Origin of the sequence: Streptomyces sp. NPDC020780, assembly GCF_044334475.1 — a bacterium.
Classification (GTDB): domain Bacteria; phylum Actinomycetota; class Actinomycetes; order Streptomycetales; family Streptomycetaceae; genus Streptomyces.
Window position 1 is genome coordinate 165,559 of record NZ_JBIRTB010000005.1, and the last position, 21,799, is coordinate 187,357.

General features: G+C 72.5%; 20 protein-coding genes. 8 read left to right on the forward strand and 12 right to left on the reverse strand.

Annotation, left to right across the window (positions count from 1 at the left end):
• Window positions 1-70: 70 nt before the first annotated feature.
• Window positions 71-1,054 (reverse strand): GDP-L-fucose synthase, encoded by a 984-nt coding sequence (locus ACH4VO_RS11455; protein WP_360991691.1) that lies wholly within the window; start codon window positions 1,052-1,054, stop codon window positions 71-73.
• A gap of 115 nt (window positions 1,055-1,169) precedes the next feature.
• Here ACH4VO_RS11455 and gmd point away from each other — a divergent pair, with 115 nt between their 5' ends.
• Genes gmd through ACH4VO_RS11480 form a run of 5 tightly spaced genes read left to right on the forward strand, consistent with a single transcriptional unit; the run spans window position 1,170 to window position 6,346 of the window.
• Window positions 1,170-2,183 carry a GDP-mannose 4,6-dehydratase gene (gene gmd / locus ACH4VO_RS11460; protein ID WP_360991694.1) on the forward strand — a complete coding sequence of 338 codons (1,014 nt, stop codon included), beginning with the start codon at window positions 1,170-1,172 and terminating at the stop codon, window positions 2,181-2,183.
• Entirely contained in the window at window positions 2,180-2,542 is a 363-nt protein-coding gene (locus ACH4VO_RS11465) for a hypothetical protein (protein ID WP_360991698.1), read from the forward strand. The genes gmd and ACH4VO_RS11465 overlap by 4 nt, the downstream gene beginning before the upstream one ends.
• On the forward strand, window positions 2,539-4,794 hold the full coding sequence (locus ACH4VO_RS11470; protein WP_360991701.1) for a LamG domain-containing protein: 2,256 nt from the start codon (window positions 2,539-2,541) through the stop codon (window positions 4,792-4,794). Before ACH4VO_RS11465 ends, ACH4VO_RS11470 begins: the two co-directional genes overlap by 4 nt.
• On the forward strand, window positions 4,794-5,522 hold the full coding sequence (locus ACH4VO_RS11475) for a hypothetical protein (RefSeq protein WP_360991704.1): 729 nt from the start codon (window positions 4,794-4,796) through the stop codon (window positions 5,520-5,522). Before ACH4VO_RS11470 ends, ACH4VO_RS11475 begins: the two co-directional genes overlap by 1 nt.
• Window positions 5,519-6,346 (forward strand): glycosyltransferase family 2 protein, encoded by an 828-nt coding sequence (locus ACH4VO_RS11480; protein WP_360991706.1) that lies wholly within the window; start codon window positions 5,519-5,521, stop codon window positions 6,344-6,346. The genes ACH4VO_RS11475 and ACH4VO_RS11480 overlap by 4 nt, the downstream gene beginning before the upstream one ends.
• Window positions 6,347-6,350: 4 nt before the next feature.
• Here the strand turns inward: ACH4VO_RS11480 and ACH4VO_RS11485 are convergent, their stop codons facing one another.
• Entirely contained in the window at window positions 6,351-7,508 is a 1,158-nt protein-coding gene (locus ACH4VO_RS11485) for a glycosyltransferase (protein ID WP_360991709.1), read from the reverse strand.
• 126 nt (window positions 7,509-7,634) lie between these two features.
• Here ACH4VO_RS11485 and ACH4VO_RS11490 point away from each other — a divergent pair, with 126 nt between their 5' ends.
• Window positions 7,635-9,131: a hypothetical protein gene (locus ACH4VO_RS11490; RefSeq protein WP_398440930.1), complete on the forward strand. Its 1,497-nt coding sequence runs from the start codon at window positions 7,635-7,637 to the stop codon at window positions 9,129-9,131.
• On the opposite strand, the gene ACH4VO_RS11495 is transcribed toward ACH4VO_RS11490, so the two are convergent.
• The 3 genes from ACH4VO_RS11495 to ACH4VO_RS11505 are packed head-to-tail and all read right to left on the reverse strand — an operon-like array spanning window position 9,100 to window position 13,315.
• Window positions 9,100-10,347: a hypothetical protein gene (locus ACH4VO_RS11495; protein ID WP_360991712.1), complete on the reverse strand. Its 1,248-nt coding sequence runs from the start codon at window positions 10,345-10,347 to the stop codon at window positions 9,100-9,102. The two genes, ACH4VO_RS11490 and ACH4VO_RS11495, sit on opposite strands and share 32 nt — an antisense overlap.
• Complete coding sequence (locus ACH4VO_RS11500) at window positions 10,344-12,026, reverse strand: lipopolysaccharide biosynthesis protein (protein WP_360991714.1); 1,683 nt, start codon at window positions 12,024-12,026, stop codon at window positions 10,344-10,346. The genes ACH4VO_RS11495 and ACH4VO_RS11500 overlap by 4 nt, the downstream gene beginning before the upstream one ends.
• The gene (locus tag ACH4VO_RS11505) at window positions 12,023-13,315 is read right to left on the reverse strand and encodes a glycosyltransferase (protein WP_360991717.1); all 1,293 of its coding nucleotides are present in this window, start codon (window positions 13,313-13,315) and stop codon (window positions 12,023-12,025) included. Before ACH4VO_RS11505 ends, ACH4VO_RS11500 begins: the two co-directional genes overlap by 4 nt.
• A gap of 116 nt (window positions 13,316-13,431) precedes the next feature.
• Between ACH4VO_RS11505 and ACH4VO_RS11510 the strand changes: the two genes are divergently transcribed.
• Window positions 13,432-13,881, forward strand: coding sequence for an adenylyltransferase/cytidyltransferase family protein (locus tag ACH4VO_RS11510; RefSeq protein WP_360991720.1), 450 nt, complete (start codon window positions 13,432-13,434; stop codon window positions 13,879-13,881).
• Here the strand turns inward: ACH4VO_RS11510 and ACH4VO_RS11515 are convergent.
• Complete coding sequence (locus ACH4VO_RS11515; RefSeq protein ID WP_360991724.1) at window positions 13,850-14,581, reverse strand: CDP-alcohol phosphatidyltransferase family protein; 732 nt, start codon at window positions 14,579-14,581, stop codon at window positions 13,850-13,852. The genes ACH4VO_RS11510 and ACH4VO_RS11515 overlap by 32 nt on opposite strands.
• 177 nt (window positions 14,582-14,758) lie before the next feature.
• On the opposite strand from ACH4VO_RS11515, the gene ACH4VO_RS11520 reads away from it, so the two are divergent.
• Window positions 14,759-15,127, forward strand: a complete 369-nt coding sequence (locus ACH4VO_RS11520) for a nuclear transport factor 2 family protein (RefSeq protein ID WP_360991727.1) — start codon at window positions 14,759-14,761, stop codon at window positions 15,125-15,127.
• A 43-nt stretch (window positions 15,128-15,170) separates the two neighbouring features.
• On the opposite strand, the gene mnhG is transcribed toward ACH4VO_RS11520, so the two are convergent.
• The 6 genes from mnhG to ACH4VO_RS11550 are packed head-to-tail and all read right to left on the reverse strand — an operon-like array spanning window position 15,171 to window position 21,714.
• On the reverse strand, window positions 15,171-15,626 hold the full coding sequence (gene mnhG, locus ACH4VO_RS11525) for a monovalent cation/H(+) antiporter subunit G (RefSeq protein ID WP_360991729.1): 456 nt from the start codon (window positions 15,624-15,626) through the stop codon (window positions 15,171-15,173).
• Entirely contained in the window at window positions 15,623-15,946 is a 324-nt protein-coding gene (locus tag ACH4VO_RS11530; RefSeq protein ID WP_360991732.1) for a monovalent cation/H+ antiporter complex subunit F, read from the reverse strand. The genes mnhG and ACH4VO_RS11530 overlap by 4 nt, the downstream gene beginning before the upstream one ends.
• Window positions 15,943-16,575, reverse strand: coding sequence for a Na+/H+ antiporter subunit E (locus tag ACH4VO_RS11535; RefSeq protein ID WP_360991735.1), 633 nt, complete (start codon window positions 16,573-16,575; stop codon window positions 15,943-15,945). The genes ACH4VO_RS11530 and ACH4VO_RS11535 overlap by 4 nt, the downstream gene beginning before the upstream one ends.
• Entirely contained in the window at window positions 16,572-18,224 is a 1,653-nt protein-coding gene (locus ACH4VO_RS11540) for a Na+/H+ antiporter subunit D (RefSeq protein WP_360991737.1), read from the reverse strand. Before ACH4VO_RS11540 ends, ACH4VO_RS11535 begins: the two co-directional genes overlap by 4 nt.
• Window positions 18,221-18,814, reverse strand: coding sequence for a Na(+)/H(+) antiporter subunit C (locus ACH4VO_RS11545; protein WP_360991740.1), 594 nt, complete (start codon window positions 18,812-18,814; stop codon window positions 18,221-18,223). The genes ACH4VO_RS11540 and ACH4VO_RS11545 overlap by 4 nt, the downstream gene beginning before the upstream one ends.
• Complete coding sequence (locus ACH4VO_RS11550) at window positions 18,811-21,714, reverse strand: Na+/H+ antiporter subunit A (protein WP_360991742.1); 2,904 nt, start codon at window positions 21,712-21,714, stop codon at window positions 18,811-18,813. The genes ACH4VO_RS11545 and ACH4VO_RS11550 overlap by 4 nt, the downstream gene beginning before the upstream one ends.
• Window positions 21,715-21,799 lie beyond the last annotated feature (85 nt).

Here is a 21,799-nt window from a genome sequence, read left to right on the forward strand (position 1 = left end):
CCGGATGTGTGCGAGGACGGCAGGGCACGCCGGAGGGTCCCGGCGTGCCCCGGCCCCGCCCGCCGGGCGGTCAGCCCACCGGTGCCGACCGGCCGAGCCACCAGGCGTAGGTCCGGGCGATGCCGTCCCGCAGCGGGATCCGGGGGCTGAAGCCGAGGGAGGAGAGCCGCGACACGTCGAGGAGCTTGCGCGGGGTGCCGTCCGGCTTCGAGGTGTCCCAGGCGACGCTCCCGCGGTATCCGGTCACCTCGCGGACGGTCTCGGCGAGTTCCCGGATCGTCAGGTCCTCGCCGCAGCCGACGTTGACCGGCTCGTCCCCGTCGTACACCTCCAGCAGCCGCACGCAGGCGGCGGCGAGGTCGTCGACATGGAGGAACTCGCGGCGCGGGCTGCCGGATCCCCACAGGGTGATCTCCGGCGCCCCGTCGCGCGTGGCCTCGTGGAACCGGCGGATCAGGGCGGGGAGGACGTGCGAGGTCTCCAGGTCGAAGTTGTCCCCGGGGCCGTAGAGATTGGTGGGCATGGCACTGATGTACGAGGCGCCGTACTGCCGGCGGTACGCCTGGACCTGTGCGATGCCGGCGATCTTCGCCAGCGCGTAGGCCTCGTTGGTCGGCTCCAGCGGGCCGGTCAGCAGCGAGTCCTCCCGGATCGGCTGCGGGGCGTGCTTGGGGTAGATGCACGACGAGCCGAGGAAGAGCAGCCGGCCCACCCCGGCGGCGTGCGCACCCGCGATCACGCTCAGCTGGATACGCAGGTTGTCCTCCAGGAACTGCACCGGGTACGTGCTGTTGGCCATGATCCCGCCCACCTTGGCGGCGGCCAGCACCACCGCGTCCGGCCGGACGTCGCGCAGGAACGCCTCGGTCGGTGCCGCGTCACGCAGGTCGAGTCCGTCGCGGCCGCGGGTGACCACCTCGTGGCCGTCTGCGGCGAGCCGGCGCACCAGCGCCGAGCCGACGAGGCCGCGGTGTCCCGCGACGAATATGCGGGAGCCGGGGCCGAGCAGGGGGCGGGCCGGCTCCTGGGGAGGGCCGGGCGGGTCAGTGGTCATGGCTCGGATTGTGCCAGCAGGACCGCGTTCCGGTGATGTTTTGCCGCAACGCGCGCGGATCACGAAATGTCGGTGCACCAACCGCCCGTGGGGCGACCAGAGAGAGGGGGGAGTCATGGCAAAGTCCGCGCTCATCACCGGCGTGACCGGCCAGGACGGTTCGTACCTGGCGGAGCTGCTGCTGCGTAAGGGGTACACCGTCCACGGCCTGATACGCCGTTCGTCCAGCTTCAACACGGAGCGGATCGACCACATCTACCAGGGGCCCGAGGAAGCGGACCGCTCCTTCATCCTCCATCACGCCGATCTCTCCGACGGCGTCGCCCTGGTGAACCTGCTGCGCGAGATACAGCCCGACGAGGTGTACAACCTGGGGGCGCAGTCCCACGTCCGGGTCTCCTTCGACGCGCCCCTGTACACCGGCGACATCACCGGTCTGGGCACCGTCCGGCTCCTGGAGGCGGTCCGTGCCAGCGGTATCGAGACGCGGATCTACCAGGCCTCCTCGTCCGAGATGTTCGGTGCGACCCCTCCCCCGCAGAACGAGGGCACCGCCTTCCACCCGCGCAGTCCGTACAGCGTCGCCAAGGTGTACGCGTACTGGGCGACGGTCAACTACCGCGAGGCGTATGACATGTTCGCGGTCAACGGCATCCTCTTCAACCACGAGTCACCCCGGCGCGGTGAGACCTTCGTGACCCGCAAGGTCACCCGGGGGGTGGCCCGGATCAAGGCGGGTCTGCAGGACCGGCTGCATCTCGGCAACCTCGACGCCGTACGGGACTGGGGGTACGCCCCCGAGTACGTGGACGCGATGTGGCGGATGCTGCAGTGCGACACCCCGGACGACTACGTGGTGGCCACCGGGGAGGGGGTCAGCGTCCGGCAGTTCGTCGAGTTCGCCTTCGAGCACGCGGGCCTCGACTGGGCGGAGCACGTCCGCTACGACCCCAAGTACGAGCGTCCCAGCGAGGTCGACGCCCTCATCGGGGACGCGTCCAAGGCCGGCGACCTGCTCGGCTGGAAGGCCGAGGTGAGGTCGCGGGAGCTCGCCAGGATCATGGTGGACGCGGACATCCGGCTGCTGGCCGACCAGCTCACGGGAGCGGCCGTGCGGGTGGACCGATGAGACGGCCGGAGCGGGCCGGACGGGCCCGGGGCGGCGTGCCCGCAGCCGGCCGCCCGGCGGCGGGCCACGTCGGCGCCCCCGCCACCGTGCGGGTCACCGGCGCGTGGAGCGGACCGGGGCTCACCCACGGCACCCGGCCGACGCTCACCGCGCCCGCGCCGGGGACCGTCACCGGCACGGTCCGCGACTCCACCGGCTCCTCGGTGGACCGGAGCGCGCCGGCACCGGCCGGAGCCGTCGGCTCCGGCCGCCCACTCGTCCCGACCGGCAGCGGGACGGACCGTCCCCACATCCGGTCGAGCGAAACAACCGCGGTCTGCGGACCGCGGCTCGTTCTCACCTTCGGAGCAGAGAAATGAACACACGTACGGGGCGGAGACCCGGAGGACGCGGCCGTGTGCGGGCCGCCTCCGCCGCACTCTGCCTGTTCGCCGGAGCCCTGACCGCGACTGCGGCCGCGGCCGGAACGTCCCCGGCCGCGGCGCTGACACCTCCGGTGTCGCTCACCGCGGACGACCTCACCACCTGGCAGACCAACGGCATCGTCTGGTCCATGGCCGCCACGGACGGCGTCGTGTACGCCGGCGGCACCTTCTCCACCGTCCGGCCCCCGGACGCCGCCCCCGGCACCGGGGAGCAGCCCGCGGTCAACTTCGCGGCCTTCGACGCCGCGACGGGGGCACCGACCGGGTGCGCCCTGTCGTTCACCCAGTCCTCCGGGACGGCCACCGTCCGCGCGCTGGCCCTCTCGCCCGACGGGCGGACCCTCTACGCGGGCGGCCAGTTCGGGGCGGTGAACGGGGAGGGAGTCAGCAACATCGCGGCCATCGACACCGCGACCTGCATCCCGCGCAAGGACTTCAAGATCTCCGTCTCGGCGACGGTACGGGCCCTGGACGCCACCGCGGACACCGTCTACATCGGCGGTGACTTCAACAGCGTGGGGGGTCAGACCCGGAACAAGTTCGCCGCCGTCACCACGAGCGCCGGCCTGCTGCCGTGGACCGCCCACGCGGACGAGGTCGCACGTGCCGTCCAGGTGACCCCGGACGGGAAGCACGTGGCGCTGGGGGGTGATTTCTTCACCGTCAACGGGACCGCCACGCACGCCCTGGCCGTGGTGGACGCCACCACGGGCGCGCTCACCACGAGCTACCCGGGCTTCATCCCCGACACCTCCACGGTGCAGGACCTCACCACGGACGCGACCGGCCTGTACACCGCGAACGAGGGCACCGGCGGCGGTGTCTTCGACGGGCGGATCGCCATCGACCTGGACGACTACCGGCAGCGCTGGCGGGACACCTGCCTGGGCGCCACCCAGGCCGTCCTGGTCCACTCGGGCGTGCTGTACAGCGGCAGTCACGCCCATGACTGCTCCAGCATGGGCGAGTTCCCGGACCAGCCGCGCAAGCACCTGCTGGCCCAGTCGGTGAACGACCCGGCGCTGCTGCCCTGGTTCCCCGACACCAACGACGGCATCGGTGAGCCGGTCGGGCCCCGGGTGATGACCCAGACCGACAAGGGCGGCCACCACTACCTGTGGGTCGGCGGGGAGTTCACCACCGTCAACGGCTCGGCCCAGCAGGGGCTCACCCGGTTCGCCGACGGGCCCGACACCGGCGCGCCGTGGGTGCCCAACGTCAGCCTGTCCACGGTCACCCCCGGGCGGATCGACGTCAACTGGCAGACCAGCTTCGACACGGACGACGGGGAGCTGACCTACCGGATCTACAAGGACGGGGCGAGCACCCCCGTACACACCACGACCGGGTACTCGGTCTTCTGGAACCGGCCGCAGCTGAGATGGACGGACACCGCCGTGGCGCCGGGCGAGACGCACTCCTACCGGATCACCGCGAGCGACGGCACCAACACCAGCGCGAAGTCCCCCGCCCGGTCCGCCACCGTGACGGCCACCGCGGAGAGGTACCCGGCCCGGATCCTCGCCGACGGCGCCTCGCTGTACTGGCGGTACGACGAGGAGTCCGCCACCTTGGCGGCCGACACGACGGCCGGTCTGGACGGCGGCTTCCTGCGCAACGGGCCCGCCTACCGCCAGACCCCGGCCGCTGTCGCGGGGGCCTCGACGGCCATCGGTTTCGACGGGGTGAGCGATTACGCGTACAGCAACACACGCCACGCGCAACCCGTCCGGTTCTCCGTGGAGACGTGGATCAGAACGACCACCGTCCGGGGCGGCAAGATCATCGGCTTCGGGAACCTGACCATGCAGAACAGCACCCGCGTCGACAAGCACGTCTACATGCGCAACGACGGGCGCCTCGTCTTCGGCGTCTACAGCGGCGGAGCCCGTACGGTCACCACACCCGCCGCCTACAACGACGGCGCCTGGCACCACATCGTCGCCACCCAGGGCACCGGCGGCATGGCGCTGTACGTCGACGGGCAGGTGCGCGCGTTCAGCACCCTGTACACCGCCAATGAGAACTACGCGGGCTACTGGCGGGTCGGCGGGGACAACCTGAGCGGCTGGCCGAGCCGTCCGACCAGCAACTTCTTCGCAGGCCAGATCGACGAGACCGCCGTCTACCCGACCGCGCTGAGCGCTTCGCAGGTGAGCGCGCACTACGCCCTGAGGACCGGGTGATGAGATATCCGTTCCGGGCCGGCGCCGTCGTCGTCCTCGCGACGACGGCGCTGGTCGCCTGCGGCTCGTCCACCGACGGAGGCCGGGAGGAGGCCGCGGGCAGCAGGCCGTCCGCCACCGCTCCCTCCTCCGCCGGTCCGCCGGCCGCCGGGCCCACCGCAGCAGCACCCACCGCCGAAGGGCCGGCGGCCGGGCCGTCCGCCGGACCGGCCCGGAAGCCCGGTGGCCCACAGAAGGCGCCCGCCGGGCAGATCACCCCGGCCACGGGCTCCTTCTCCGAGAGGCAGAAGGAATATCTGACCGACCGCGTCCCCAGGGGCATGGACCCCGCCGCGGTCCTGCAGACCGGCCAGGAGACCTGCGACCGGCTCCGCTACCTGGTCAAGGCGGACCGGGACATCGCCGTCGGGGCGATCGTCACCGGCGAGGTGGCGGACGCGGAACCGGCCGTGGCCCATCTGTGCCCGCAGCACCAGGACCTGGTGGACGAGGCCGCGCTGGGCTACGCCGACGGCACCCACACGGGGGCGAAGCTCCGGCCGGGCCGCTACCGCGCCCCCTCCCCCACCGCGCACTGCACCTGGCGGGTGACAGGGGCGGCCGGCAAGGTGCTGGCGTCGGGCTCCTCCGACACCGGCAAGCCCGTGTCGGTCAGCGTCGCCGCGTCGGCCGGAAGCCTCACCTCCACAGGCTGCTACGCCTGGCTGCCCGAAGGAGAGAAGAGTTGAGCACGCTGCCCATCGCCGTGGCGATCCCCACGAAGAACGAGGGCCTGAACATCGCCGAGGCCGTGAAGTCGGTGCTCGGCCACTTCGAGGCCGTCGTCGTGGTCGACTCCCACAGCACGGACGACACCGTGAGGATCGCCGAGGAGTGCGGGGCCGAGGTCGTCACGTACACCTGGGACGGGGGCCATCCGCGCAAGAAGCAGTGGTGCCTGGAGAACGTGCGCACGGACCTGGACTGGATCCTGCTGCTGGACGGCGACGAGCGGATCAGCCCCGGCCTGCTGGCCGAACTGCGGCGGACGTTCGCCGACCCCCACTCCCCCAAGCCCGCCGCGTACGACATCCCGCTGGGCTACTGGTTCTCGGGGAAGCGGCTGCGGCACGGCTACACCATCCGCAAGCGGTCCCTGACCGACCGCACCCGCTGCCACTACCCGGAGGTCGGGGACCTGGCGGCGCCCGGGATCGGAGAGGTGGAGGGGCACTACCAGCCGGTCGCCGCGACGGTCGGCGTCCTGCGCAACCCCATCGAGCACCAGGACCTGGACCCGGTCACCGCGTGGTTCGAGCGGCACAACCGCTACTCGGACTGGGAGGCCTGGCTCGAGCACCACCCCGACGTCAAGGAGCAGGTGCGGAAGGTGAAGTCCCGGCAGGGGCAGCTCTTCCACAAGGCGCCGTTCAAGCCCCTGGTGTCCTTCGCCTACATGTACGTCTACCGGCGGGGCTTCCTCGACGGGCGCGCGGGCCTGGACTTCGCCCTGGCGATGAGCTTCTACCGCTGGCAGATCGCCCTCAAGTCCCGTGAGGGAAGGACCGGCTGAGCCCTCACGCCCTCCGGCGGACCACGTCCTCGTAGGTCTTCCGGAGGGTCCGTGTGACGACCTCGATGGTGAACTGCTCGTTGACCAGGTCCCACGCGGCCCGGCCGGCCTTCTCGTTGGCCTCCGGCTCCAGGAGCTCCAGGACCGCCCGGGCGACCTTCTCCGCGTTGGCGGCGTCCTCGCCGACCCTGCTGTCGATCACCCGGCCGGCCCCGGCCTCCGCCACGTACGGGGCCAGGCCGGTCGACCGGGTGATGACGACGGGCGTGCCCACGGACATCGTCTCGAGGAGGGAGACGGCCATCGGCTCCTCGATCGAGGGAAGCACGTACACGTCGGCCCGTCGCGCGGCGTCGAGAACCTCTTCGTGCTCGAGAGGCCCCACGTGGTCCAGCGACGATGCCACACCGAGCTCCTGGGCGAGGGCGAGGGTGCGGCGCAGCGAACCGGTGTCCGGGCCCGCCAGGACGAAGCGGGCGTCGGGGTGCCGGGCGAGGACGGCGGGCATCGCGGCGACGAAGTCCTCGGGCCGCTTGCGCTCCTGGATCCGGGCAAGGAAGAGCACGGTCGGCGGCCGGCCGGGCTCACGGGCCGGCTTGCGCTCCTGCGGGCGTACGCCGTTCACCAGCCGGACGGTGTTGGTCAGGGCGACCGGTGCGGCGACCGCGTTCACATCGACGCGCTCCGTCTCGGTCAGGTGGAGTACCGCGTCGGCGCGGCGCAGCACCGCCCGCACGCCCAGCAGATCGGTGAGCTGGGCGACCCGCTTCTCGGTCGGGTCGACCATGCCGTGGGTCTGGACGACCAGAGGGGTACGGGTGGCCAGGGCCAGCAGCGCGGCGGGCAGGGTCACCAGGTCGCGCATCAGGTGCACGTGGACGAGGTCGGCGCCGCGCATCATGCGGTGCGCGGTGCGCAGGAGGGAGCCGGAGGTGATGCCGCTGACCTCGAAGACGGGGAGCAGATGGCGGGCCTGGAACAGATGGACCGGGACACCCTCGACCTCGCGCGGCAGGGCGCCCTCGAAGTCGTCACCGAGCGCCATGACGCGCGCGTCGTCGCCGAGGGCCCGCTGGGCCCTCGCCAGGTTCAGGGCCACCCGGGTGGGGCCGCCGAACGCGTGGTCCGGAGTGTGCAGTGTGACGATGTGCAGGACCTTCACCAGGGTTCCCCTCAACCTCGGCCGACTGTTCACAGGCTAGTCAACGGATCACCCCAAGTGGGCTGAATCGCTAGAGTGTTCACGGGGGCCGCCCGTCCGGTCGCGGATCCACGGAACGGGGAGCGCATGACGTCCGTGCACGAGACATCGCCGACGACGCCGACGGCGAGGACCGCCCCTCCGGCCACCTCCACCTCGTGGGCGATGCTCTCCCGCGCCCTGTCCGTGCCACTGATCCTGGGGCTGGTCTGCTTCCTGCCGGCCGTGGTCGCCGTCCAGCCGGGATCGGACGTGCGGGACACCGCGTACTGGCTGCAGCTCGTCCTCACGTGCTATGCGGGTACCCGGCTGGCCACCATGATCCTCTCCACGCACCGGCGGCTGCTCCAAGGCGTCTTCTGGATGTTCGTGTACATCGCCATGGGCGTGGCTCCGTTGGCTCAGGTGGTGATCGGGAAGACGCCCACACCGATGGTCGGGCCGCGCTCGGACCTGGTGACAGCGGTGGCACTGATCATCGTCGGCTGTGCCGCGTTCGACCTCGGGTCGCTGCTCGCCTCACGGCGTCCCCTGCGCCGCGGACCGGGCGGGCCCGCCCGGCTCGGTCCGGCCACCGCGCACCGCGTCAGGTTGCGGCTGCTGGTCCTGGCGGCGTTCGCGGCGAGCGCGTACTACGTCCTGAAGGTCGGCGGACCCGCGGTCTTCTTCTCCAGCCGCCAGGAGATCAGCGCCTCGGTGGCACAGAGCGGGGTGGCCTCGGCCGAGTCGAACGTCGGCTCGGCGTTCCTGAAGGGCTTCGGGACCGTACCGGCGCTGCTCGCGCTGCTCTTCTACACCCGGCGCCTGGCCACCTCGCGGCAGGCCCGGCGCTCGCCCTCGACCGTGCTGGTGTGGGTGGCGCTGCTGCTGCTCAACGCCCTCGTCAACAACCCTGTGTCCAACGCCCGTTACTGGTTCGTCACGGTCCTGGTGTCGCTGCTGTTCACCGCGTTCCCCAGCAGTGCGGCGATGTACCGCACGGTGCTCACCACCGGGGTGGTCGGGGCGCTGGTGCTGTTCCCGTACGCCGACCGCTTCCGGTACGACGACGAAGGCCGCCGGCCCGCACAGGCGTCGTCCGTCTTCGAGCCGCTGACCACCAAGGACTACGACCAGACGGTCATGTTCGCCAACACCGTCTCCTGGGTCGACACCCAGGGGCACACCTACGGCCGCCAACTGGCGGGCTCGGCACTCTTCTTCGTGCCGCGCACGCTGTGGAGCGGCAAGCCCAAGGACACCGGGGTCCGGGTCGGCGAGTGGATGGGGCTGAACATGACCAACCTGTCGGCCCCGCTGTGGACGGAACTCTGGGTCGACTTCGGCGCGTCCGGCATGGCCGGCGGCCTGGCGCTTGTCGGTTACGCGGCGGCCCGGACCGACCGCAGATACGCGCTGGCCGTCACCCGGGCGGGCCCCGGCCCCGGCAGTGTGCTGGCCGTCGCGGCGCCGCTGATCGCCGGGTACACCTTCATCCTGCTGCGCGGGCCGCTGCTCCAGGCGGCGGGGAAGCTGGCCATCGGGGCTCTGTGCCTGCTGCTGATCACGACGTTCAGGGAGCGGAGGGCAGGGCGTCGGCGCTGACGGGGTCCCCCACCGCCGACCGGCTCCGGCGGCGCAGCCGCGCAACCCGGGTCCAGGTCGCGGCGGCCTTGCAGAGCGAACCGAGGCACAGCCCCCAGGCCGCTCCCGGGACCCCGCCGACGGCGTAACCGGCGGTCAGGAAGACCACCGCGGCGAGGGAGAACACCACCTGGATGCCCAGGGTGGTGCGCGGGTCGAGCATCCGCAGGGCGAGGAGCCCGCAGGTGCCGGCGGCCATCGCCGCGTACTGGCTGCCGGTCGCGGGCAGCAGGGCCGCCGCCGTGGGCCAGGTGTCCCCGAGGAGTTCGCGTCCCACCCGGTCGGGCAGCAGGGCGAGCACGGTGGCCCAGAGGGCGGCGGTGGCCGCGAGGACGGCGGCGAGCAGGGCCGTCGCCCGTACGCGGCGCCGCTCCTCGCCGATGCGGCCCAGGAGCGGGGGGCCGAAGGAGGTGGCGGAGGTGAAGAGGACGTTGAGCGGCCCGAACAGGGTGGTCGCCCCGCGCAGGGCGCCCACCAGGAGCGGATTGCCGACGGCGCCGAGGCCGAGGACGGAGAGCTGGCCGGTCGCGTTGCCGACGCCGAACTCGACGACGAAGCGCTGTCCCAGGTGGCCGCGCCGCAGCAGGGGGCGCAGCCGCGTCGGGGCCTTCGCGGTGGAGCGGTGCAGCAGCGCGGTCGAGAGCAGGAGGGCCGGGAGGGCGGAGAGGCCCCAGAAGCCGATCAGCCGGGCGGGCGTGGCCCCGTACTCCTGGAGGGACAGGGCGCCCAGTACGCACGCCAGCCGCACGAGGTCGGAGCCGAGGGCCAGGTGGGGCTGGTGCAGGGTGGAGAAGGCGTAGCGCAGGGCGTCCTGGCCCAGCACCACCGGCAGAACCGGGCCGAGCGCCGTCAGTGCGCGCGCGGTGTCGCCGGGGAGGAGCAGGCAGACGGCGGAGAGAGTCCCCCCGAGCACTGCAGAGCCGAGCACGGTGAACGCCACGGCCGAGCGGCAGGCGCTCCGGACGGCCTCGTCCTCGCCTCGCCGGAGGATCAGGGGCTGCCCGGTGTAGGCGCCGAAGACGCCGAGCAGCACGGTGAAGACGAGGTAGACGGTGGAGAAGCGGGCGAAGTCGGCCGCGGTGGAGAGCCGGGCGGCGGCCACGAGCACCAGGATGTTGGTGAGGGCCGTGACCCCCTGGTCCGCGACCGAGCAGAGGATCGCGGTGCGGGATCTCACCGGCGCGTGCCCGGGGAGGTGACGGAGCGGAGACTGATGGTCTCGGTGAAGTCTCCCGTGAAATCCCGCGCGTCCGGATCCCCGGACCCGCCGCCCGGCCCGCCCCCGGTACGGCGCCGGGCGGACCTGGCTGGGCGGTCCACGCGGCGCAGCCGACGGCGGCCCGGGTGGAGCAGGGCGCCGAGCACCGACCCGCCGGAGGCCCCGATGATCTCGCGGATGCGTTCCAGGTCGCTGCGGTGGACCTCGCGGGGATCGCAGACGATCACGACCCCCTCGACGCGGTCCACCAGGGCGACCGCGTCCGCGTAGGACAGGACCGGCGGGGCGAGGACGATGACGACGGCGCCGGGCCGGTCGGCCTCCGCGACGATCCGGCCGACGGGGGCGGAGGTCAGGGCGCGCGGGACGTTGTCCGCCTTGGCGCCTGCCACCAGGGCGAAGGCTCCGGAGCCGGGTACGTCCACCTGGGAGCGCGCGCCGGTGGGCCAGGCGCCCTCGCCGCCCTCCGCCACCCAGCGCGGGGGCCTGACCTCGTGGGCCGCCGGGCCCAGGTCGCGGGCGAGCGACGGGGTGCGCAGATCGGCCTCGACGAGCAGCACCTGGCGGCCCATCTCGGCGAAGGCGGCGGCCAGGTTGACCGCGGCGGCGGCCGACGCCGCGCTGTCGCCGCGCGGGGCGGTGACCAGGAGGCGGCGCCGCTCGGCGAACGACGGGTCGTAGGCGAGCCGGAAGGCGACCGCCCGGTACTCCTCGGCGAGGCGGGATCCGCTGCGCCCGATGGCGAGCAGCGAGCCCGCGGCGGCGCGTTCGCGGGGCAGGGTGCCCAGCAACGGAGCACCGAGCGAGCGCACGAGCTCGCGCGGGGAGCGTACGGCGGGGTCGAAGACGAGCCGCACCCAGGACAGGAGCAGGCCGAGGGCGAGCCCCACCACGGCGCCGAGACCGAGCAGCATGGGCAGGCCGGCGCCGCTCGGTGCGGTGGGCGCGACGGGCTTCTTGTTGAGGTAGCCGGGCGTGGTGTCGAGGGCCTTGAGCTCGGATATCTTCCGGCTCAGTTCGGAGATGGAGACGATGATGTTGGCGCGGGCGCTGCTGACGTCGTCCGTCGCCCCGGCCTGGCCCTCCAGCAGGTCGCGTTTCTCCTCCAGCGGTTTCAGCTGGGCGCGGTAGCCGTCGGCCATGTTCTCGATGCTGTCCTCGGTGCGCGCCTTGCGGTGGGCCAGGTAGGCGCCGGCGAGGGCTTCCGCGCGGGCGCGGGCCTGCTCGGGGCTGGCACCGGTGTACGAGAAGCGCAGGGTGAGGGTGTTGGGCGGGTTGGTGACCTGGAGTCCGGCGAGCAGCTTCCGGGCGGTGACGTCGTCGCCCTCCTTGAGGAGGGTGCCGGCGGCGATGGTGCCCACGGTGTCGCTGACGGCGGTCTGCCGTTCGGAACCGATGTTGATGCCCTTGTCGGCGGAGGCGCCGGTCGCGAACGGGTCGGCGGTGGCGGAGCGCACCTGGACCTCCCCGGTCGCGGTGTAGGTGTCCTCGCCGCTGAGCGCGAGGTAGCCGCCGCCGACGAGCCCGACGACGACACCCACGGCCAGGAGGGCGCGGTAGCGCAGGAGCTGGCGGAACTGGTCCCTGAGCAGGGCCGGTTCGTCGTGGTCGTCGAGGGTGCGGATCGGGTGCGTCATCGGCGTGGTCTCCCTTGTGCGTCCCTCGGTGCGTCCGGGTCAGGCCGCGCTTCCCCGAGGGCCTCGATGAGCAGGTCGTCGTAGCGCGCGAGGCCCGCTTCCCGGCCCAGGTGCCGGGCGACGTACCGCGGCCCGTGCGCGCCCAAGGCGTCCGCCGCCGCGGGGTCCGCGGCCAGTGCGCGCACCGCGCGCAGGAGTGCGGCCGGGTCCTCCGGGGCGACGAGGGTGCCGGCGCCCGAGCGGCGGACCTCCTCGGCGGTGCCCCCTTCGCCGGCCACGGAGGCGACGACCGGGCGCCCGGAGACGAAGTACGAGGTGAGTTTGGACGGCACGCTCATGTCGAGGACGGAGGCCCGCTGGGTCACCGCGAGGACGTCGGCGGCCGCCAGCACGTCGGTGAAGTCGGCGGTGGCGGCGGGCGGTACGAAGTCGATGTTGGGCAGTGCGCCGGCCAGCTCGCGCAGCGCCTCGCGCTGGTTGCCGTCGCCCATGAGCACGACCCGGATGTCCGGCGCCAGCCGGGCGAGCTCCACCAGGACGTCGAGGCCCTGCTTGAGGCCCATGTTCCCGGAGTGCAGCAGCACCGGGGTGTCCTCGCGCCAGCCGAGCCGGGCCCGGGTGGCGGCCCGCCCGGCCGAAGGGGGCGCGACATGGGTCCAGTTGGGGACCAGCCGGATGCGGCCGGGGTCCACTCCGAGCGCCGTGACGCCGGGTACGAAGCTCTCGTGGATGACTCCGACGAGGGCCGCGCCACGCAGCGCGTACCGTTCCGCCGCCGCGGCGACGGCCGCCGCCCTGCCCCCGCCGCGGATGCCGCTCTGCGCGGCGGCGGCGCCCATCAGGTCCTGGACGACGGGTATGTGGGGGACCCGGTGGCGGCGGGCGATACGGGCGGCCATGACACCGCCGGCCAGGCTCGGCATCTGGGAGACCACCGCGTCGGGACGTCCGGGCGGCGGCGCGAGCAGGCCGTGCGCGAGGACCGACGCCTCGAACGCGGCGCGGCTGAGCGCGCTCTGACGGCCCGGCACGTAGTGGCGCCGACGGTACACACTCACGCCCCCCCGTGTCTCCCGCCTGCGCCACACGCCCCGGTAGCGCTCGTCGACGCGCCAGGCCGGATAGTGCGGCATTCCGGTCAGCACCTGGGTCCTGGCACCCGACGCGGCCCAGTGCTCGGCCAGTTGGGTGGCGTAGGGGCCGATGCCGGTCACTTCCGGGGCGTAGTTGGTGGAGACCACGAGAAGGGTGCGGTCGTCGAGCGGTCTGTGGTGCTCAGCAGCGGACATCGGACGATCGCCTTCCCCCCGGAACAGCCTCTGCGTTGAGCTTATCCGTTCACGCGATGCACAAGTGTTCTTCACAGTAAGGTCGATGGACCAGTTCCACCGTGGGGGGAGAACGGATGGTGCAGCACAGAGTCGGGTACGCACCGGGGGTGTACGACCTGTTCCACGTCGGCCACCTCAACATCCTGCGGCACGCCCGCAGCCGCTGCGACTACCTGGTGGCCGGGGTCGTCTCCGACGAGATGGCGGTGCTCGCCAAGGGCCACCGGCCGGTGATCCCCCTGCCCGAGAGGCTGGAGATCGTCCGCAGCGTGCGGTACGTGGACGCGGCCTTCGTGGAGACCGTCCCGGACAAGGTCGAGACATGGCAGCAGGTCCGCTTCGACGTGCTCTTCAAGGGCGACGACTGGAAGGGTACGGAGAAGGGGAAGCGCCTGGAGCGCGACTTCGCGGAGGTCGGGGTCGAGGTCGTCTACTTCCCGTACACCGTGCACACCTCCAGCACCCAACTGCGCCGGGCACTGGACGTGCTGGTCAGCCGGTCCGGAGCGCTCTCAGCTCCCTGAACCACTTGACCAGGAACGCCACGAGGAACAGGGCGTGCACGGCCGCGAGCACGGCGTACCCGGCCCGGAAGAGCGCGGGTGCGCCGAGCAGCGGGAAGAGAAGGCAGAACACCCCGTAGTCGGCCGGCAACAGGGCCACGGCCCGCACCCGGGACACCCGGGCCGGGGCGCCGACGGGCGCCGCCGCACCGCGGGAGGCCGCCTTGCCGAGTTGCTCCCGCAGCAGCCCGGCGCAGAAGGTGAGCACCGCGACGAAGAGGAAGCCGAGCGGCAGCAGGAGCCACACGTCGTCCAGGGGCCCGCCGAAGCGGTAGAAGGAGACCAGTACGGCGACGTGGACGAGGATCATCTTCGCGCAGTCCACGACGTGGTCGAGCCACTCCCCGTCCGGGCCGCCCCCTCCGGTCAGCCGGGCGAGCTGCCCGTCGGCCGAGTCGAAGGCGAAGCCGACGGCCAGCCCCGCGTACACGGCGGCCCCGAGCCACCAGGACGGCTCCACCAGGGCCGTACCGGCGACGGCGGCGAAAGTGAACACCGCGCTGGTCAACGTGACCTGATTGGGCGTCAGGCCCGCACGGTAGGCGACGGCGGCGAGCAGACGCCCGGCCGGCCGGTTCACGTAGCGCGAGTAGAGCGACACGCCCTTGGACGACTTCTGCGCGCCGCGCAACTCGCGCAGCACCGTACCCGTACTTTCCATACGCCCCCCAGCGCCCCGGCCCGATACCGCTGCATCATGACAGAGCGGCGACGGCGCAGGTGGGGTACGGCCGCATTACCCGGCAGGTAATCGACGCGCCGCCCGTCCCGGGACAGGCTGGCACCACCGCGGCGGAACACCGCGGCGGTCACCGCAGCACCGGGAAGGGACACCATCGTGACTGTGCACCAGGACGCCGTCCAGCGCTACTTCGCCGCCTGGAACGCGAGCACCGACGAGGAGCGCGCGAAGGCGGTGGCCACCGCCTTCACCGAGGACGCCACCTACACCGACCCGCTGGCCGACGTCCGCGGACACGACGGGCTGACCGCGGCGATCAGCGGCGCGCGGCAGCAGTTCCCCGGCTTCGACTTCGTGGCCACCGGCACCCCCGACGCCCACCACCACCTCGTCCGCTTCACGTGGGACCTGGTCTCGCGGGCCGACGGCTCGGCGCCGGCCGCGGGTTTCGACGTGATCACCCTGGCCGGGGACGGCCGGATCAGCTCGGTCAGCGGCTTCCTGGACCGGCTGCCGGGGGCGTGAGAGCGGCCGGTCGGGAGCGTCCGGGCCGGCGTACGGGAGTGGTTCAGCTCCGGCCGGGCCCGGCCGCCGGGCCCGGCCCCTTCTCCTCGCCTCCCTCCCGGCCGCGCTCCTGATGCTCAGGCTCCTGCCCCTGCTCCTCCCCCTCGTCCTGGATCTCGGTGAGCTGCGCGTCCAGGTCGTCGAAGAGCAGCTCGCAGCGTTCGATCTGACCGGTGCGGTAGGCGGACCGCGCGACCAGATGGGCTGCCACCGGACCCGTCAGCAACTGGAAGAAGCCGATGAGGGCCAGCGTCGCCAGGTCCATGCCGCCGCGCAGCCTCAGCGCGACCCCGGCCAGCACCAGCAGCAGGCCGAGCGTCTGCGGCTTGGTCGCGGCATGACTGCGCGACAGGACGTCGGGCAGGCGCAGCATACCGACCACCCCGAGGAGACAGATCGCGGCGCCGATGAACACCAGGACCGCCCCGGCCGTGTCCGCGGCCTGCTGCCACACGTTCACCGCTGCCCCTCCTCGCCGGCGGGCCGGCGCCTCGGCCGGGGCCGGTCGCGCACGGCGATGAAGCGCGCGATGCCCACCGATCCGGTGAAGCCGAGGAACGCCAGCACCAGCATGATCGGGAAGTAGAAGGAGTCCCGGGCGAACGCCGACTTGGCGCCGAGCCCCGCGATGATCAGGGCGGCGCCGACGTCCAGCGCGATGGCCCGGTCCAGCATGGAGGGGCCGCGGGCGATCCGGACCAGCAGAAGCCCACCCGCGACGACGATGATCACGACGGCGGCGGTCAGCAGCACGCGGTCCACGGTCTCGGGCCCGCTCACGTTCCCGCCCTCCGGTCGTCGTCCCCCTCGATCGACGGCGGTGGTCCGGAGACCCTGCCGATCTCGTCGAGGGTGCCGAACGCCCGTACCGTCAGCTCCTCCAGCCGCCACACGGAGCGCCGGGCCGCGTCCAGCTCCTCCGGCCGGTCCGCGTCCAGGACGTGCAGGAAGAGCGTGGCCGTGGCCCTGCGTACCTCGACGACGGAGCCGCCCGGCACGTTGGACACGGCTACGGCGGTCGCCGCGAGCATCAGGTCGCTGCGGCAGCGCAGCGGAACGGCGATGACCGCGGGCCGGTGGGGGTGGTCGGCGAAGATCTGCCGGGTCACCTTCACGCCGGAGGTGTACATGTCGTAGAGCAGGTAGCCGGCGAACAGCAGCATGCCCCAGGGGTGCAGCCGCAGCCCGTAGTCGACCTGGGGCAGCGGGAACGCCAGGCAGACGGCGACCGCGACGACCACCCCGGTGACGACGTTGGCCCAGCTCAGGGTGGACCACAGCAGGACCCAGATGAGGGTGAGCCAGGCGATCAGCGGCAGGTCGAGGACCCGGCGCCGGCGGCCGGCGAACTCACAGCTGAACGGGGGCAGGTCCGGGTTGCGGAACGACAGGGTGATCAGGTTCCTCACCGGCCGAGCACCTCCTCCACATAGGGGCGGCGCGCGATGAGTTCGGCAGCCGATCGATCGGTGAAAGCGGTCAGCGGGCCGGCCAGCACGGTGAACGCGAGGCCGAGCAGGACGGCACCCGCCGTGGCGGCCGTCATCGCGGCGGGCGGCCGGGTCGTCGTGGTGACGACCCGCCCGTGCAGCGTGGCGACCGCGGTCGCCCCGGCCGGGGCGTGCGGAGGCACGATCCCCTCGTCCCCCGTGCCGGGAACCCGGTCCGGTCCGCTGTCGTCGTCGTCATCGCTGTCGTCCGGGGACTCCAGGACGGTGCCGTAGGCGACCTGGCCGGGGGGCTCGGCGCGCCAGAAGGCCAGGTTCCAGATCTTGGCCATCACGTACAGGGTGAGCAGGCTGGTCACCGAGGCGCCCGCGACGAGGATCCAGGCCCAGACGCTGCCGTCCGCGACACCGGCCCGTATGAGGCCCAGCTTTCCGATGAAGCCGGAGAGCGGGGGGATCCCGGCGAAGTTCATCGCCGGGACGAAGAAGAGGACGGCGAGGAGGGGTGCCGACCTGGCCAGTCCGCCGATCCGGGTGAGCTCGTTGGTTCCGCCCCGGCGTTCGATGAGTCCGGCGACGAGGAAGAGGCTGGTCTGGACGGTGATGTGGTGGGCGACGTAGAAGATCGCACCGCCGTACGCGGCGCGGGTGGCGAGGCCGATCCCGAAGACCATGTAGCCGATGTGGCTGATGAGGGTGAAGGAGAAGAGCCGCTTCAGGTCCGTCTGGGCGACCGCCCCGAGGATGCCCACGATCATCGAGGCGAGGGCGACGGCCATGAGGAGGTCGCCGAGACGGTTGCCGGGGAAGAGCAGGGTCTCGGTACGCAGCATGCAGTAGATGCCGACCTTGGTCAGCAGGCCGGCGAAGACGGCGGTGACGGGCGCGGGCGCCGTCGGGTAGGAGTCGGGCAGCCAGGCGGCGAGGGGGAAGACGGCGGCCTTGACGGCGAAGACGGTGAGCAGCATCGCCTGGATGAGGGTCTGGACACCGAGTGGGAGTCCGGGCAACCGGACGGCCAACTGGGCCAGATTGACTGTGCCGTTGGCGGCGTACGTCATGGCGATGGCGGTCAGGAACAGCATGGACGAGAACAGCGAGATGATCACGTACGTGGAGCCGGCCCTGATCCGCGGGCCCGTCCCGCCGAGGGTGAGCAGGACGAAGCTGGAGACCAGCATCATCTCGAAGCCGACGTACAGGTTGACGAGGTCGCCCGCGAGGAAGGTGAGGGACACCCCGGCGACGAGGATCAGGTAGGCCGGATGGAAGACGGCCACGGGCGTCTCCTTGTCCCGTTCCGTCATGCCCTGGCCCAGGGAGTACACCAGGACCAGGAGGGTGACCGACGAGGAGACGGTGAGCATCAGCCCGGACAGCCGGTCGGCGACCAGGGTGATCCCGAGCGGCGGGGCGTAGTCGCCGAGGTGGACGGAGAGGGGTCCCTGCCGGTCGGCGGCGATCATCAGGGTGACCGAGAGCCCGAGTACGGCGGCGAGGACGATGACGCTGATGACGCGCTGGAAGCGTGCGAGCCGCGTTCCGAAGGCGAGACTCAGCCCGGTGGCGCAGAGCGGCAGCAGCACGGGCAGCGGAACGAGCGCGTTCATCCGGCGGCTCCTCGGGGGTCGTCCTCGTGGTTCACGTAGTCCTCCGGGTCGGCTCCCAGCACGTCGTGCCAGAGGTCACCACCGGCGTCCCGGCCGCGGGCCTGCAGGGCGCGGTCGGCACGCAGGCGGGCGTGCAGCCGGCGGCGTTCCGCGCGGTAGCGGGCGCGCTCCCTGGGCGTGCGGTCGGACTCCGACCGGTACTCCTCCCGCAGTTCGGCCCGCTCGCCCAGGACTTCGGCGCGCAGGAAGATGCGCCGGTCCTCCAGGTCGTCGTGGACCTCGTCGGTACCGGTGAGCTGGTGGCTGCGGTAGGCCATGGCGAGCAGGAACGCGGTGGTGGCGAGGGTGATGACGATGGCGGTGAGGGCGATGGCCTGGGGCAGCGGGTCGGTCATCCGGCGCAGCGGCGCCCCGTAGAGCAGAGGTGCCGCGCCCGCCGAACCGGTCGACGCGAGCACCAGCAGATTGATGCCGTTGCCGGCGACCACCGCTCCGAGCAGGATGCGGGTGAGGGGGCGGGTCAGCATGAGCATGCCGCCCACGGCGCAGAGCACCACGGCGGTGGCGAGGAGCGAGACGCTCATGGTCATCGGCCGGCGCCCCCCGCCCCGGTGTCCGCCGGAGGGGCGAGCGCGCCCGCCGCCCGTTCGATCTGCCGGTCGACCTTGGCGCCCAGGGCCCGCACGATGTCCAGGACCACGCCGAGGACCAGCAGATAGACCCCGCAGTCGAAGAGCACCGAGGTGCTCAGGTGGTAGTCGCCGAACACGGGCAGGTGCCCGTGGTGGGTCCAGGCGTGCAGCACCGTCCCCTCCGCGAGGCCGGCCAGGGCCACCGCGGTGGACACGAACAGGCCGAAGCCGGTGAAGAGTCCGGGCTGCAGGGGGGCCGCTTCGGCGAGCTCGAACCGGCCGCCGGCCAGGTAGCGGGTGATGAGCCCGAGTCCGGCGACGAGTCCGGCGACGAAGCCGCCGCCGGGCACGTTCTCCGCGCAGAACAGCAGGTACAGGGAGAGCACCAGGATCGGGTGGAAAAGCAGCCGGGCCACCACCTCGAAGACGACGGACCGGTGCTCGGGCGCGAGGGTGGAGCCGGCGGCCAGCCAGCTGCGCTCGGGCGCGGTGTCGTCGCCCTGGGGCAGTCCGGTCAGCCGGCGGCCGGACAGGGCCCACGCCGTCTCCCCCGTCAGTTCCTCCCTGTTCATGGAGGCCTCACCGCGGCGGTGCAGGTAGATGAGGCTGGTCACCCCGATCGCCGCGGCGGCCAGGACGGCGGACTCCCCCATCGTGTCCCAGGCCCGCAGGTCGACGAGGATGGTGGCCACCACGTCCTTGAGGCCGTGGTGGGAGACCTCCTCGATCATCGCCGCGCCGGCCGGGTCGGCCACGCGTGCGGCTCCCACCACCCAGACGGCCACGCCGACGGTCGCGGCGGCGGCCAGCGCCACCGGGATACGCAGGGTCCGGCGCCAGGTGCCGAGCGGCTCCTCGAAGCGCACCGGCAGGCGGCGCAGGACGAGGACGAACACGATCATCGACACGGTCTCCACGCAGAACTGCGTGAGCGCCAGGTCGGGGGCGCCCTGGACGACGAAGAGCAGCGCGGCCCCGTATCCGGTCAGCCCGGCCAGGACGACGGCCTTCATCCGGCGCCCGGTGACCAGACAGGCGAGCGCGGCCGCGCAGGTCAGCAGGGCCACCGCCCCCTGGAGCGGTACGTCCCAGATCCGGGGGGCGACCGCTCCCGCCCAGGGGCGGTCCGTGACGAGGACCGCCAGCTGCCCTGCCAGCATGACCATCAGGGTGATCGCCAGGTAGCCGGAGAGGGAGCCGCGCTGGACGAAGCCGGTGACCTGCAGGGCGATCCGTTCCAGCCCGAGCAGGAGGTGGCCGAAGACGCTGTCGGCGGTGGGCCAGGCGATGCGCCGGGAGATCCGGGTGACGGTGGCCCGTCCCGCGAAGAGAGCGGCACCGCCGGCCCAGGCGACGGCGGACAGCAGCAGGGCCGTCCCGAAGCCGTGCCAGAGCGCCAGGTGGTAGGGGTGGGCGGAGGCCGGGAAGGAGTCGGCGTACGCGGCGAGCAGCCGGTCGCTCCAGCCGACGCCGGGGCCCAGCACCAGTCCGGCGACGGCGAGCAGCGCGGGCGGCGCCAGGAAGGCGGCGCCGACGTGGTGCACCGTGGTGTCCGCGACTCCGGGCTTGCGGGCGAAGGCGCCCCACACGAAGCGGGCGGTGTAGGCGACGGTCAGCAGCGAACCGATGACGGTGACGGCCAGCAGGCAGCGGTCGAGGGCGCCGCCACGCAGCAGCGCGTCGAAGGCGGCCTCCTTGGCGGCGAATCCGAGGAAGGGCGGCAGGGCGGCCATGGACGCGGAGGCCAGCACGGCGACCGCGCGGACGTACGGCAGTGCGGGGCCGACTCCGGAGAGTCTGCGCAGGTCGCGGGTGCCCGCCGCGTGGTCCACGATGCCGATGACGAGGAACAGCGCGGCCTTGAAGAGGGCGTGGGCCAGGATCAGCACGGCGGCCGCGAGCGCCGCGTCCCGGTTGCCCGCCCCGGCGAGCACGACGAGGAAGCCGAGCTGGCTGACGGTGCCGTAGGCAAGGACGAGTTTCAGGTCGTTGAGGCGCAGGGCGCGCCAGCCGCCGAGGAGCATGGTCGCGCCGCCCAGCACGAGGACGACCGGTCGCCAGAGGGGGACGTCGGCGAAGCCGGGGGCGAGCCGCGCGACCAGGTAGACGCCGGCCTTGACCATGGCCGCGGCGTGCAGATAGGCGCTGACGGGTGTGGGGGCGGCCATGGCGTTCGGCAGCCAGAGACTGAAAGGCCAGATCGCGGACTTCGAGAGCGCCCCGCACAGGACGAGGGCGACGGCCACGGACACGGCGAGCGTCGGCTCCGGCGGGTCGGTGACGATCGCGGAGATCCGGTAGGTACCCGCCGCCTGACCGATGATCAGGAAGCCGACGAGCATGGCGAGGCCGCCCGAGGTGGTGACGGTGAGCGCCTGGAGGGCCGAGCGGCGGTTCTGTTTGCGCTGGCTGCCGTGGCCGATCAGCAGGTAGGAGAAGACGGTGGTCAGTTCCCAGAACACGTAGAGCGAGATCAGGTCGTCCGCGAGGACCAGGGCGAGCATGGCGCCGGCGAAGGCCAGCAGATTCCCGGCGAAGGAGGCCAGTTGCGGGGAGTCGTCGGTGAAGTACGAGGCGCAGTACAGCAGGACGAGCGTGCCCACGCCGGCAGCGAGCAGGACCATCAGTTCGGCGAGTGCGTCCAGGCGCAGGGCGAGCGCTACGTCGTATGTACCGATCCACTCCCACGACCAGGTGACCGGGTGTCCGGAGGCCGCGTCCGTCCACCGGGTGGCCGCCCAGGCGGTGGCCGCCGCAGGGGGCAGGGCGAGCACGACGAAGGCGTACCTGCCGAGCCGTCGCACCAGCGGGCCCGCGCACGCTGCCAGCGCGAAGTGGCAGATGACGAGCGCGATCACGACGGCAGGTCCGGAACAAAGGGCACCGAATACAGATATATCGCTCCGCTCGGTTCACCCGTCCGGCGCGCCGCGCGGCGCCCGG